We start from the raw sequence: 12,913 nt of genomic DNA, 5'->3' as shown, positions 1-12,913 counted from the left end.
CGGTAGACGGCTTCCGCGTGGCGGCGCGCATTTAGGGTGAACCCATGGTCGAGTCGACGAGAATCGTGCTTGCGTCCCGCCCGGTGGGTGCACCGACCCCGGCGGATTTCCGGATCGAGACCGTGGAACTTCCCGAGCTGCGCGAGGGGCAGGTGCTGCTGCGGACGTTGTACTTGTCGCTCGACCCCTATATGCGCGGTCGGATGAGTGCCGCGAAGTCGTATGCGGACCCGGTCGAAGTCGATGATGTGATGGTCGGCGCTACGGTCGCCGAGGTCATCGAATCCCGCGCCGCTTCGTTCGCGAAAGGTGATGTGGTAGAGGCCTATTCGGGCTGGCAAACCCATGACGCCGTGCCTGCTTCCAGCGTGCGCAAGCTCGATCCGGACAAAGCGCCGGTCTCGACCGCGCTCGGGGTGCTCGGAATGCCGGGATTCACGGCCTATTCGGGGCTGTTGAAGATCGGGCAGCCGAAGCCGGGCGAGACCGTGGTGGTCGCCGCCGCGAGCGGGCCTGTCGGGTCGGCGGTCGGGCAGATCGCCCGCATCAAGGGCGCGCGAGCGGTGGGGATCGCCGGTGGGCCGAAGAAATGCGCCTATGTGAAGGACGAGCTCGGCTTCGATGCCGCCATAGATCACCGTGCGCCGGACTTCGTCGAGCAGTTGCGGGCCGCCGTACCCGAGGGCATCGACGTCTACTTCGAGAATGTCGCTGGAGCAGTGGCCGACGCGGTCTATCCGCTGCTGAATACCTATGCGCGCGTACCGGTTTGTGGCCTCATCGCCAACTACAACGCCGCGGGCGAAGATGAGGGCCAGGATCGGTTGCCCGCCTTCTACGGCCGAATCCTGATCAAGAGCCTCACCATTCGCGGATTCATCCAGACCGAGTTCGTGAAGGAAATGTACAGCGACTTCCTGCACGATGCGTCCGGCTGGATCGCCGAGGGCCGCCTGCGCTACCGCGAGGACATTGTCGAGGGCCTCGAGCATGCTCCTGAAGCGTTCATCGGCATGCTCGAGGGCCGCAATTTCGGCAAGGTCGTGGTGCGGGTCGGTTAAACCGGCTCCGGCGACAACGCGACTTTCGCGCTTCGCCCTGGGGTTTCGCTGGCCGCTGCCGCGTCCGCCGCGGCTTCCAGTGGATACACGGCTTCGATATCGAGCCGCAGGGCCCCGCTTGCCGCCGAACCGACCAGCTCGCTGATCAAACGGCGCATATCGTCGGCGCTGGTGTTCTCGGCGCGCATGGAACCCCAGAAGCCTTTGACGATAGCCTGTTTGAAGATCAGGGCGCCGGGATTGATGGTGATCGGCTGCCCGGAGAGCGCACCGAAGGAGATGAGCTCACCATTGGGCGCGAGCAACGACAACAGTCCGTCGGCCGCGCGTCCACCGACCTGGTCCACCGCGCGCACAATCGGTGCGCCCGAGGTGGACTCGGCGGCACGCTCGACCCAGCCTTCGGCCTCGGTGTCGACCACCGGCTCGAAACCCAACTCCTGCAACGCCTGCACCGAGGCCGACCCGCGCACCAGGCTGAGCACCTGGATACCGCGTTCGCGGGCAAGCGCATTCACCAGACGGCCGACCGCACCGTTGGCGGCGTTGATGGCAATCCAGTCGCCGGGAGCGACATGCAGGTCCTCGAGCAGCATCAGGGCACTGAGCGGCATCGCGAGCAACTGGGCGGCGGTGTTGTCGCTGATCGAATCCGGCAGCGGCACCACCTGCGTGGCCCTGGCCACGAAGTGCTCGGCCCACGCGGCGTGAATGCCGGATACGCTGACCCGCTGACCGATTTCGAGACCGGTCACGCCGGGGCCGAGCGCATCGATCCGCCCGACAGCTTCGGTGCCGGGGATCGCGGGCAGCGTCGGCTTGTAGCCGTACACCCCGCGCACGATGGCCAGATCGTGATTGTGAATCGGCGCGAGGATCAGCGCGATTCGCACCTCGCCTTGGCCAGGTTCGGGCGTCGGGCGTTGTGCCACGGCCAGAACGTCTTTCGGCTCGCCGAACTGTTCGATGACGACTGCGCGCATGATCAGTCCTCCGTAACGACGACGGCGACCTCGATATTGCCACGGGTCGCGTTCGAGTACGGGCACACCTGGTGGGCCTTGTCGGCCAGTGCCTGCGCCTCATCGGTGCCCAGGTGCGGCAGGGAGACCTCGAGGGTGACAGCGAGCCCGAAGCCGCCCGCATCGTTCGTGCCGAGGCTCACCCTCGCACCGACCGCGGAGTCCTGGATGTCGGCGTTGGCCTGCTTGGCGACCAGACGCAGCGCCGAGTGGAAGCAGGCCGCATAACCGGCCGCGAACAGTTGCTCGGGGTTGGTGCCCTGGCCGCTGCCGCCCATCTCCTTCGGGGTGGCAAGGTCGACATCGACCTTGCCGTCGTTGGTGCGCGAGTGTCCGTTGCGTCCGTCGCCGGTGGCGAGGGCTTCGGCGGTGTAGAGGATCTTCATGACTGTTCTCCTTCGGTCGGAACGGGACAGCTCAGAGCTGAGAAAGCAGCGAATCGGTCATTCGCCGCAGGGTTTCGCGCAGCGCCACTAGTTCGTCCGTGGACAGGCCCGCTGCTTCGGTCATGCTCGCTGGGATTTCACGCGCCGCGGCCCGCAACGCGCAGCCACGCTCGGTCAGCTGGATATCGACGCGACGTTCATCGACGGCCGATCGTTGCCGTGCCACCAAATCCGCCGCTTCCAGCCGCTTGAGCAGCGGTGACAGCGTCCCGGAGTCGAGGGCGAGTGCATCGCAGAGATCGCCGACGCTGCGGTTGTCACGCTCCCACAGTGCCAGCATGACGAGGTACTGCGGGTAGGTCAGGCCAAGTCGGTCGAGTCGTGGGCGGTAGACCGCGGTCATCGCCCTTGACGCCGCATACAGCGGGAAGCAGATCTGCTCGTCGAGGGTGAGGTGCTCGGTCATGTGCACAACGATAGTGCTCAATTATATTGTGCACAACCTATTAGTCGGTGCTTTGGATCACAGGGGCGCGGATACCCATAGGCGTAGCGACGGAATGTGGCGCGGCGATGCTGTTTCCGGCGACAATCGGCTAAGGCTTGCGGCCGATACCGGCCCAATACCAGGCGGATTCGGGGTCGACCGGAGTCTGCGGCTGTTCGCGGGTCAGTTCTGGTCGCCAGGTGACGACGGGAACGACACCGGGTTCGATGATCTCGGTTCCGGCGAAAAGGGCTTCGGTTTCGGCGCGGCTGCGCGGGTTGAACGTGATACCCGCCCTTTCCGCGGAGGCTACGACCCGGCCCATGGCGCGGGCGTCGAAATCGGCGGTGGGATGGGTGATGACGACGTAGCTGCCGGAGGGCATGGCGTCGAGCAGGGTGTCGATCACTCCATGCGGGTCGTCGTCGTCCCGGAAATACATCATGATCGCGACGAGCATGATCGCGATGGGGCGGTCGAGATCGAGGGTCGCGGTCAGGGTGGGATCGCTGAGGATGGATTTCGGGTCGTGCAGGTCCGCGTGGATGAAGGCGGTCTTGCCCTCCTGGGTGCCCGGCATCAATGCCCTGGCGTGCGCGAGGACGATGGGATCGTTGTCGATATAGACCACCCGTGCCCCCGGATCGAGGTGCTGCGCGACTTCGTGGGTATTGCTCGCGGTGGGGATGCCGGTGCCGATATCGAGGAACTGGTCGATGCCCGCCTCGCCGACGAGGTAGCGGACGGCTCGGCCGAGGAAAGCCCGGTTGGCGCGGGCCATGCTGCGGATCGCGGGAATGTGCGAGGCTATCGCGTCTCCCAGGGCCCGGTCGGCCGGGTAATTGTCCTTTCCGTCGAGCCAATAATCGTAGACGCGCGCCTCGTGTGCGACGCTCGTATCGATCTTGGTCGACAATCCAGTGATGGCCTGATCCTGGCTGTCGGACATAACGATTCCCCTCCACGGAGTCGCGGATGCTCGGCGACCCATACTGCGAATTTTTCACGCTCAGGATATGCCTGGCGAACGCCTGGCATGTGGCGATTGCGCCGGATAGGGGTCGGATTCCGGGTGGCTCGGCATCAGTGCCGAACGCGGCGTGCTAGGCGGCGAGTCACAGCAAGATCGGTGTGTCGCCCCCGCTGGGTGATCTTGATGAGGTTGAATTGATCCGGTCACGGAGTTTACATTCAGCAAACCAGCGGAAAGTGGGACACGGCATGGCACCCGACTGCCGCGTCGACGGCCACGGATAGAGCCGCCGCGCCGGTGATCCGAGGCTTTTCTCGGCGGCGCACCTGATTTCGGAGACACCTCCGACTCTTCCTTCTGCAGCATCACCCCGGCATGCGATAAGGAGCATGAAAAGTGAGCATGATTCTCGCTGCGCTGCACGACACCGTTCTCGCAGAGGTGGGCAATCCGACACCGGAGGCGCCGCCCATGGCGGACAAGCTGCTGCAAATGGGCCGCTACTTCACCTGGCTCATCCAGCTGTCCGGCATCACCGCCATCACCTATGGCGGCGGACGCTTCGCATGGGAGAAGTGGAATGGCGGCGGGTTGCAGTCGCCGAAGATGATCGCAAGCGCGATGGCCGGGGGCGCTGTGGCGACGAGCGCGGGCACGATCATGAATTCGGTGATCGGCGGATAGCCGAGTAGGACACTGTCGACCACGCGCCGCGGCATTGCCGGTGCGTGGTCGTACTTCTCTGTGGCGCGTTCGGATTGCCTCGAAAGAGTGGACGACAACGGTCTCGCGCCGCCACAGCCCCGCCGCCGTGTCTTGCGCCGCGTGCAGGCCGTATTCGGTCGCGAAGAGGTTGGTCAGCCAGAACAGCGCCAGGATTACTACCGCGACGGCTATCAACTGGCTGGCGCGCTGCGCGGGCGTCGAGAGGTGTGGTGCGGAAAGGGATCGCAGCCGCGCCAATACCCACCAGCCGGAGATCAGCAGGCTTGCACCGATACCGAGTGCCGTCGGGGTGGGGCCGGTGAAATCGACGATATCGAGCCCCGGCAGGGTGCTCCCACGATGCCGCGGACGGTCAGCGTGATCCCCAGCGCCACGCAGGCCCATGCCGTGTAGCGGACCAACCGGGGATGCCGGTCACGACGAATCGCACGCTTCGCGTATTCGCGCCCCCACAATGCCGCCCAGTACAGCGCGAGCAGTGCGACTATCAACGGATAGACACTCACGCTGCGCATCACGTAGTCGCTGGAGGTGAGCCCGAGAGAGTTGGTGTCGATCCCGAAGTGCCCGTAGTACTTTCGTGCATCGACCAGGCCGAGGTAGTAGCAGAGGCCGGTGACCACCGTTGTCAGGGCGAGGATTGTCGCGGCGATGCTCAGCCATATGTCGATTGGTCGTGGGCGGGCGCGGGCAAGACGTCGATGGAGGCGATGCGGGGTCTGAAGCGGCGGCTATCGAATGTCGTCTACACGCGCATGCTCGCTGATCAGCGGCGTCGTCAATGGGCAGGCCCGGGAGGGCAGTCGGGAACGACTACTGAGTCCAGCACGACCGGTTTCAACCCACGCACCGATCCTTCGGACAAGCCACATCCCGGACCTGAAAATCAGGCTAACCCCATTTATGTCTTGACATAGGGGGAGCCATTACAAGGCCGCCCATTCAGGTGCGTAGGTCGCGGCTTCGTATCGACCGACCAAAGACTGCCAGCGGGTTGAGACATGACATCGGTTGTATTGCGATGCGGACACGATACTGCTGGACTGCCACATCAGCTCACGGCGTACAGCACACACTCATACGGCCAAAGATCCAGTGATCACCTTTCATGCTTGGACACCTGTATAGGTTTGCTGACTCGAAAGGAACTGCGATATGAAAGCTTTGGGTACCCCACTCAAGAAGATCGTCGCTACTGGCGTAATAATCGGCGGGACCGCTATGGCATCCATTGGCCAAGCTTCCGCCGCTCCCGATGACGTATGGGACAGCCTGGCCGCATGTGAGTCGGGTGGTAATTGGAATATCAACACCGGCAACGGGTTTCATGGTGGCCTACAGTTCTCGCCGGGCACATGGGCCGCGTATGGCGGTACCGCGTATGCGCCGACTGCCGACAAAGCCACCCGTGAACAACAGATCCGGGTCGCCGAGCAGGTACTCGCCGCGCAGGGCTGGGGGCCTTGGGCAGGTTGTTCGGCGGCGCTCGGCCATTTCCGGTGAGACAGCGGAGCCGCCCACCGCGTACGACCGACGAAAGGGCGCGGCATTTCGCACCGGGCGTTTCACGGGTCGGTCCGGTGCTGCTGCACGGTTGGGCTGAGTGCTCCCGGACCGCTCTCGTGTCCGTGCTGGCAGTGCGCGGCTGTTACCGTCGACTCGAATGCCGAACGGGGCAAGAAGATATGCACCTGGATGCCGATCCGATGCCGCACTAGCGTCTGCGGTCGCGGTCTCCGGTAAATGCTGATGATCTTGCCGGTAGGCGTGACGGTTGTTATGGCGCTGGCCTTTCCGTCGACCGCGTCGGCCACGCGACTCGAATTCGCCTGCGAGGCTCCCCTGCCCGCCGACGCGGTCGACGACATCGTGCGGCTCTCGGATAGTGGCATCGCTTCGGTCCAGCTGCGTAAAAACGGGGGAACCTGCGACTGTCTGCCGTAGGTCACGCTGCGCTGGGGAAGTACGGATTGCCCTGCACCCAGTGGAATCCGCGACTGCGCGTTCCGGGTGGGTGAACCCGGGGCGGGCGGGGGCCTTCTATCTCGGACTGTGGTGGATACCTGCCGGGCAGATACCGACTCTGGACGATGCGCTGGCCCGCTTGCAAGCGCTGCGTGCGAATGGCCCCTCACCCCTGCCGTTCTCACTGCGGGAGAACTACACGGCCGAGGACGCGCAAGCGTTCGCGTGACCGCGCTCCAACCCCAGGCGAAACGCAGCCCGTCGCGTATGCAGTGACTGACCGGAGGCCACCACACGGCTGAGCTTCGCGAAACGACTGAAATCTTCGGGCGTGACTCGTCGACCGCTCGGGGGGATGGGCCACGATTCTCGGCTCGTCGTGGTCGGTTGCGGTTCACTAGGCCGGAACTGGGCGAGTTCGGTCGGTGACCAGCAGAATGGCGATAGCGCCGAGCATCGTGCCGGTGACCCAGCGTTGGGCTCGCAGCCATAGCGGCCGACCGGAAAGGAACACCGCGATTGTGGCGGCTCCCAGCACAATCAAACCGTTGACGGTTAACGCGATACCGATCTGCACGGAGCCCAGCACTAAACTTTGCAACCAGATCCGCCCATGTTCAGGAGTCACGAACTGCGGGATCAGCGCCATGTAAATGATCGCGATCTTGGGATTGAGCAGATTGGTGACCAGCCCCATGGTGAAGAGTCTGCGGGTGGAATCGGCGGGCAGGTCGGAAGTCTCGAACACGGAGATACCGCCGCGCAACGTCTTCCACGCCAAGTACGCCAGGTACGCGGCGCCGGCCAGCTTCATAGCTAGATACAAGCCCGGCACCATCGCGAAGATCGCGGTTATCCCGACAGTGGCGGCTACGAGATACGCCAGGAACCCGACGGCCACGCCCGACAGCGACACCAGACCCGCGCGTCGTCCCTGCGATACGGTGCGCGATACCAGATACATCATGTTCGGCCCCGGCGTAAGCACCATTCCCAGCTCAGTCGCAGCTACTCCCAATAACGCCGTGGTTTCGATCACGCCTCATGCTCGGGCACAGCCCCTTCACTTGTCGACGGCCAGTTACGATTTGCTGGACTGTTAGCGGTCGCTGTCAAGCGATGATCCGCCGCCGAAACATTCGGGAGTCGTCACCCTGTAGCGATCCGCCGTCGCCAGCGATCGCGTCCGTAGCGCACGGAAATTGGCAATACCGTGCGTTCGTGGGATCAGCTGGCGGCCAACGGTTCAGATGTCCAGCCCGCCTGCCCCCGGTGTAAACGATCGTCGACGTCTACTCCACATCACTTGGCGCCGAACTCGCGGCGTAAGTTGGCGGGAGGCAGTCGAAAACACTGAGGGGGATACTGTGACGCTGCGCGAAGGGTCTGACCGGAAGATGCTGGATGCCGCGCTGGTCTACGGGGAGCCATGGCAAACGCCTGAGGGGTCCACGATCATTACGGTGTCGGCCTGTAGCGATAACGAGGCGCGGCCGGTCGGGATGTTCGTCGTGCACGGCGGCGACGTGACTTGGAAAGCGGCCGAGGATCGGATCGGGTTGCTGAAGGCGCGGACCCATCTGATCGCGGCGACCGTTGGGACGATTACCGGGCTGCTGGCCGCGGCCTTCGCGACGGGTGCGGTTCTGCGCCGACCGCCGTGGCCGGATATCCGGATGACGCGACGCTGCTGAGCACCGATCGTGTACTGCAGCAGTCGGACTGCGGTTGGCCGTGGCCAGGATCATATCGCGGTGCGGCAGGTAAAATGGCGATGTGCAGCGCGCTGCAGTGACCGATCCTTCGCGGGTCGTGGTTCTCGGGTCCGGGTTTGCGGGGCTGTGGGCGGCGCTCGCGGCGGCCCGGCGGCTCGACGAGCTCGGTGTGGCGGTCGGAACCGTCGATGTCACGATGATCAGTTCCACGCCGTACCACGACATCCGCGTGCGCGACTATGAGACCGATCTGAGCACATCCCGCATCCCGCTGAGCGGTCTTCTCGATCCGGTCGGAATCAAGCACATCATCGGCGAAGTGACGACGATCGATGCTGCGGCACGGGTCGTGGAATCCACCGCGGGCGCTCACGGCTACGACCGGCTGGTGCTCGCGTTGGGCAGCCAGGTGGTCAAGCCCGATATCCCTGGCCTGCGGGAGTTCGGTTTCGACATCGACACCCATGACGCAGCGATCAGACTGCAAGCCCACCTGCGCCGACTTGCCGAGGGCCCCGCTGACTCGGCGGCCGCGACAGTAGTCGTCGTCGGGGCAGGTTTGACGGGGATCGAAGAGGCGACTGAGCTGCCCGCGATGCTCGCCGACGCCTTTGCCGCGCGTGCCATCGCACCGCGGGTCATCCTGATCGACCGCAACCCGATGGTCGGCTCGGACATGGGCGCATCGGCGCGACCGGTCATCGAGGCGGCGCTGGCCTACACCGGGATCGAGACCAAATTGGGCGCCAGGGTCTCCGCTATCGACGAGCGCGGCGTGACGCTCTCCTCGGGTGAAGCGGTGACAGCCGCCACCGTCGTCTGGTGTGCCGGCATGCGGGCCAACCCGCTGACCGCAGACTTCGGGGTCGACCGTGACCGGCTGGGTCGACTCCCCGTCGACGATTATCTGCGGGTCTGCGGTGTGCCCGGGGTATTCGCCGCCGGTGACGTCGCCGCCGCAAAAATGGACGATGAGCATATGTCGGTGATGTCCTGCCAGCACAGCCGCCCGATGGGCCGATGGGCCGGATACAACGTCATCGGCGATCTTCTGGGCAAGCCCGTGAAGCCGTTGCGGATCCCTTGGTATGTAACGGTTCTCGATCTGGGACCGGCAGGCGCGGTGTACACCGAGGGCTGGGACCGCCATGTGGTCGCGTGCGGCGAGGAGGCTAAAGACACCAAGCGCGCCATCAACACCCGTCGGATCTATCCTCCGTTGAACCGCGACCGCGACGCATTGCTGGCCGCCGCCGCGGCCGAACTGCAGGCCGCGCCTGAGCACGACCCGAGTCCGCCCATCGACTACCGATCACGCTGATGGATACGTAATCCGACAGAGGCAACGATCTCGGTGGTGAGGGGTGCCTTCCGCGCAGCACGTGTCTCGCCGCTGCCCGTGCCCTGGGCCACCGGATGCTCGGATGATCGCCGTTTGCCTGCGGAGCTCCTCGCGCGAAGCTCGTTGGTGCACAACAACACTGTTCGAGTTACCGGTTCGGGCCGCTTGCCGAGCGGTGCGGGGCACTGAGCAGTGCGTTGACAACGAGGTCGGGTTCGATGTCTGTAGGCAAGTCCGAGACCTGGCCGTCGCCGACTTCGATTACCCGCCAGACACCGTCGTTGCGCAGCGCGAGGTCTGTGGTGACGAAGCGTGCACCCAGCTGTTTCACGCGATCGGCGACGCTGTCCAATGCCGGGACAGGGTTCTGGGTGGAGGTGTCGGGGTGCGCGCCGATCAGCAACGGCGTTCCGTCCAGCCACCACACCCTGGTCTCCGCGGCCCTGCGACCATCGGCGGTGAATGCCTCGAAGGCTCGTAGCACGATCCCACCGGCCAGATACGAGCCTTGTTCGGCGATGAAAGCCGCGACGACTTGGTGCAGGCGAGCGGTGTCGGCGAGATCTGGGATGTAGCAGGCGGTCTCCCAGGCGTGTTTGGCTGATTTGACGTAATCCTTGACGATGCCGGGCCCAGCGCCGAGCGCGGCGGCCAGCGCCGACAGCGTAGCGGTCTCTGGTATCCGGCCCGGCGAGTTGGCCTGCCAGCGGCTTGCCGGGGTCAGCGGTGCGAACGTCGGGTACCAGCCGGGCAATTCGTGCGCTGCCCGGTAGGACGCCGGATCGACGATCAGTGGTGTGCCGCAGGCCGCGAGCGCGGCGGCGAGCGCCGCGTACGCGGTCGAGGGGATCATCCAGCCGCGATACCAGGCCGGTCCGCGATCGCGTGGCACGGTACGCGCCGCCGCCGTGGCCTCACCGGCCAGTAGCAGATCGTGGTCGATCAGCCCGATGTCCGCACCGAGTGCGCGGGCAGCGGCCGTCTCGGCCGCGAAGTGGGGATCGGTGCGCCGCTGGTTGAGCGGATCCATACACGAGAGCAGGATGGGCATCGAATCATCATCCTTCTTTGCCCGTTCCGGATACGCCGCATTTCTACAGCGGTCAGATCAAATCCCTATCAGCTACCTGAAATCTCGCCCCGAATGGGGACGGACACCACGCCGCGACATGTCGTCGACGAAGCCGGCAGACCTCCGCCCGAGCAAACCATCAATATCCGCACATCGGCAGAAGGGCTCCAGGCCCCACGGACGTTCAGGGATCGCGGTGGCGAGATCAATCCTTCGCAGTTAAGAGGTCACGCAGATAGGTGGTGTCACCGGCGGTGTGCTGGCCGTGTGTCCCAGCGGTGGGTGGTGCAGGCGCGGCGGATGAGGGCGTGGACGGTGATGACGGCATCGGCGAGATCGAAGAAGGCGTCGATGACCCGTTCGCGGCGTTCGTAGCAACGCTGCAGCTTGTTGAAGGCGTTGTGCCAGGAGTTCGTTCGCTCCACGTGCCAGCGTCCGCTCGCCTGCACCGGGGCCTTGAGGCCCTTGACCGCGATCTTCCCGTGCAGACCACGGCCGGTGAGCAGGTCGCGAGTCTTGCCCGAGTCGTAGCCCGAGTCCAGGTGCACGGTGATCCGCTCAGGCAGCGGCCCCAGCTCGTCGAGACAGTCGAGGGTGGGTGCCAGCAGGGGTGAATCGTGCCGGTTCGCGCCGGCCAGGACGCGCCCCAGAGGGATCCCGTAGCCCTCGACCAGCAGTGAACGCTTCATACCCTGCTTGCGGCGGTCGACCGGGGACGGCCCGGCGACTTCCCCGCCGCCGGGTGCCTTGGTGATACAGCCGTCCACGGCGATGTCGTCCAGGACCAGGCCGACGATGCGGTCGTAGCTGTCCAGAGCGATCGTCTTCAGCCGGGCGAAGACCCCGGCGGCGAGCCATTCGTCGCGACGGTTGCGGATCGTGGTCGCCGAGCAGGCCGCGTCGGCGATGGCCTCGTAGGAACAGCCGAAGCGCAGCACCTGGATCAGCTTGTCGAACACGATCCGGTCGTCGATGCGGCGGCGGTGGCAGCCCAGCGGATGCCGGGGATCGTAGACAGGACGCTCAGGCAACAGGGCGGCGAACTGGTCCCACAAGGGGTCGATGAGCCATGATGGCAGGGCGGGCACGGACCCTCCAGTGATCAAGAGACGTAAGCACTTTCATGATCGCTGGGACCGTGCCCGCCCGCGCTCACACCCGGATATCAACACCCAATCTGCGCGACCTCTAAGTAGCGGATGTTCGGCGATCGCGCGCCCAGCGGCATGAGCGTGTGATCGATCCAGGTGCCAGGTGGCCGTCCTTCTCGTCGGTCAATCGCCGTCCGCCCCGGCTCGGTTCGGCGGAGGCGCCAACGTATCCATGACCAGATGTTCCCCGGCGACAAGACACGATGTGACCATGCTGGCGTACTCCCTTGCCCAGCCGCGTGCAGCCTTGTCGAACTCGACAGCGGCGACCACTGTCACTTTCGTCGGTCGGAATTCTGCCTCCCTCGCCAGATCCTTAAGCTGGTTCCATGCTTGCCGCATCGGGGGTGGCGACCCCGGCCACAGTGCTTCCTCGACTTCCGCGATGGCCTGCATTCGAAAGACGTAGGAATCAAGACGTCTGCCGGTCTCCTGGACGGTGTCAGAAGCGGTCGTTGATGCGACTGCGATCGTGGCTTGTCGGCTGAATTGTTCCATGACCACCAAAGCTTCACGGGTGTCCTCACGTCGTCCAGCCGACAACAACGCCGCAGTCCGCACTCCTGGTCCGACACGCTCGAGTCGCACGAGAAGGCGGTCGAACAACGCTAGTTGCTCGTTCGTGGCTCGTGGCTCGTCCGATCGAGTGACAGCCGCGTCGGCGGTGGGTTCGGCGATGACGGACATGTCCGAGGCCGACTGCAGGATCTGTCTGTGTTCGGCGACAGCCTCGATAGCCGCAGCCGTGCGGACTGCGCGATCCTCGAACGCCGCCTCGGCGCTGATACCGCCCGCCTGACCCTTAACAGACTTCATACGGTCAACGAGACCAGCAAGCGGGCGTCGAAATGTGATTCCGAGTCCTGCCGTGACGACTGGCCATTTCAGGCTGTTCACATAGTCGAGCACGAGCACCCAGTTCATGCACGAAATCCTACGCACTGCAAGGGAAACCGCGGCAGGTCGAGCTCGAGCCGACATCAGTCGCGGCGGATAGCCGACAAATTTCCGGT

The 12,913-nt window shown here is 64.7% G+C and carries 15 protein-coding genes and 1 pseudogene; 7 read left to right on the top strand and 9 right to left on the bottom strand.

Going from position 1 to position 12,913, the window contains the following annotated elements; all coding sequences use genetic code 11:
• The first annotated feature begins 44 nt into the window (after nt 1-44).
• A complete protein-coding gene (locus tag ACLMAJ_RS12810) occupies nt 45-1,061 on the top strand; it encodes an NADP-dependent oxidoreductase (protein ID WP_412013841.1) in 1,017 nt (338 codons plus the stop codon).
• Here the strand turns inward: ACLMAJ_RS12810 and ACLMAJ_RS12805 are convergent.
• The 4 genes from ACLMAJ_RS12805 to ACLMAJ_RS12790 all read right to left on the bottom strand — a co-directional run bounded on the left by ACLMAJ_RS12805 (nt 1,058) and on the right by ACLMAJ_RS12790 (nt 3,905).
• Nucleotides 1,058-2,044: a zinc-binding dehydrogenase gene (locus ACLMAJ_RS12805; protein WP_412013840.1), complete on the bottom strand. Its 987-nt coding sequence runs from the start codon at nt 2,042-2,044 to the stop codon at nt 1,058-1,060. The genes ACLMAJ_RS12810 and ACLMAJ_RS12805 overlap by 4 nt on opposite strands.
• A gap of 2 nt (nt 2,045-2,046) precedes the next feature.
• Nucleotides 2,047-2,469 (bottom strand): organic hydroperoxide resistance protein, encoded by a 423-nt coding sequence (locus ACLMAJ_RS12800; RefSeq protein ID WP_412013839.1) that lies wholly within the window; start codon nt 2,467-2,469, stop codon nt 2,047-2,049.
• 31 nt (nt 2,470-2,500) lie between these two features.
• A complete protein-coding gene (locus ACLMAJ_RS12795) occupies nt 2,501-2,935 on the bottom strand; it encodes a MarR family winged helix-turn-helix transcriptional regulator (protein ID WP_412013838.1) in 435 nt (144 codons plus the stop codon).
• A gap of 130 nt (nt 2,936-3,065) precedes the next feature.
• Nucleotides 3,066-3,905 (bottom strand): SAM-dependent methyltransferase, encoded by an 840-nt coding sequence (locus ACLMAJ_RS12790; RefSeq protein ID WP_412013837.1) that lies wholly within the window; start codon nt 3,903-3,905, stop codon nt 3,066-3,068.
• 426 nt (nt 3,906-4,331) lie between these two features.
• Here ACLMAJ_RS12790 and ACLMAJ_RS12785 point away from each other — a divergent pair, with 426 nt between their 5' ends.
• A complete protein-coding gene (locus ACLMAJ_RS12785) occupies nt 4,332-4,613 on the top strand; it encodes a hypothetical protein (protein WP_412014074.1) in 282 nt (93 codons plus the stop codon).
• Between the two features lie 296 nt (nt 4,614-4,909).
• On the opposite strand, the gene ACLMAJ_RS12780 is transcribed toward ACLMAJ_RS12785, so the two are convergent.
• Nucleotides 4,910-5,278 (bottom strand): hypothetical protein, encoded by a 369-nt coding sequence (locus tag ACLMAJ_RS12780; protein WP_412013836.1) that lies wholly within the window; start codon nt 5,276-5,278, stop codon nt 4,910-4,912.
• A 532-nt stretch (nt 5,279-5,810) separates the two neighbouring features.
• Here ACLMAJ_RS12780 and ACLMAJ_RS12775 point away from each other — a divergent pair.
• The 3 genes and pseudogenes from ACLMAJ_RS12775 to ACLMAJ_RS12765 all read left to right on the top strand — a co-directional run.
• Nucleotides 5,811-6,146: pseudogene (locus ACLMAJ_RS12775) on the top strand (transglycosylase family protein); the annotation flags it as partial.
• Nucleotides 6,147-6,404: 258 nt separating this feature from the next.
• The gene (locus tag ACLMAJ_RS12770) at nt 6,405-6,599 is read left to right on the top strand and encodes a hypothetical protein (protein ID WP_412013835.1); all 195 of its coding nucleotides are present in this window, start codon (nt 6,405-6,407) and stop codon (nt 6,597-6,599) included.
• Nucleotides 6,600-6,639: 40 nt separating this feature from the next.
• The gene (locus ACLMAJ_RS12765) at nt 6,640-6,849 is read left to right on the top strand and encodes a DUF3291 domain-containing protein (RefSeq protein ID WP_412013834.1); all 210 of its coding nucleotides are present in this window, start codon (nt 6,640-6,642) and stop codon (nt 6,847-6,849) included.
• Between the two features lie 168 nt (nt 6,850-7,017).
• Here ACLMAJ_RS12765 and ACLMAJ_RS12760 read toward each other — a convergent pair whose 3' ends face one another.
• Nucleotides 7,018-7,611, bottom strand: coding sequence for a LysE family translocator (locus tag ACLMAJ_RS12760; protein WP_412014073.1), 594 nt, complete (start codon nt 7,609-7,611; stop codon nt 7,018-7,020).
• 376 nt (nt 7,612-7,987) lie between these two features.
• Between ACLMAJ_RS12760 and ACLMAJ_RS12755 the strand changes: the two genes are divergently transcribed.
• Nucleotides 7,988-8,314 (top strand): hypothetical protein, encoded by a 327-nt coding sequence (locus ACLMAJ_RS12755; protein WP_412013833.1) that lies wholly within the window; start codon nt 7,988-7,990, stop codon nt 8,312-8,314.
• 97 nt (nt 8,315-8,411) lie between these two features.
• Nucleotides 8,412-9,656, top strand: coding sequence for an NAD(P)/FAD-dependent oxidoreductase (locus tag ACLMAJ_RS12750; protein ID WP_412014072.1), 1,245 nt, complete (start codon nt 8,412-8,414; stop codon nt 9,654-9,656).
• A gap of 169 nt (nt 9,657-9,825) precedes the next feature.
• On the opposite strand, the gene ACLMAJ_RS12745 is transcribed toward ACLMAJ_RS12750, so the two are convergent.
• From ACLMAJ_RS12745 to ACLMAJ_RS12735, 3 genes are all read right to left on the bottom strand, one after another.
• Nucleotides 9,826-10,728 (bottom strand): ATP-grasp domain-containing protein, encoded by a 903-nt coding sequence (locus ACLMAJ_RS12745; RefSeq protein ID WP_412013832.1) that lies wholly within the window; start codon nt 10,726-10,728, stop codon nt 9,826-9,828.
• 266 nt (nt 10,729-10,994) lie between these two features.
• A complete protein-coding gene (locus ACLMAJ_RS12740) occupies nt 10,995-11,837 on the bottom strand; it encodes an IS5 family transposase (RefSeq protein ID WP_412013831.1) in 843 nt (280 codons plus the stop codon).
• A gap of 186 nt (nt 11,838-12,023) precedes the next feature.
• Nucleotides 12,024-12,716: a hypothetical protein gene (locus ACLMAJ_RS12735; protein ID WP_412013830.1), complete on the bottom strand. Its 693-nt coding sequence runs from the start codon at nt 12,714-12,716 to the stop codon at nt 12,024-12,026.
• Between the last annotated feature and the right edge of the window lie 197 nt (nt 12,717-12,913).

This window comes from Nocardia arseniciresistens (assembly GCF_046764875.1).
Lineage (GTDB): Bacteria > Actinomycetota > Actinomycetes > Mycobacteriales > Mycobacteriaceae > Nocardia > Nocardia arseniciresistens.
This window is presented reverse-complemented; position numbering and strand designations above follow the sequence as displayed.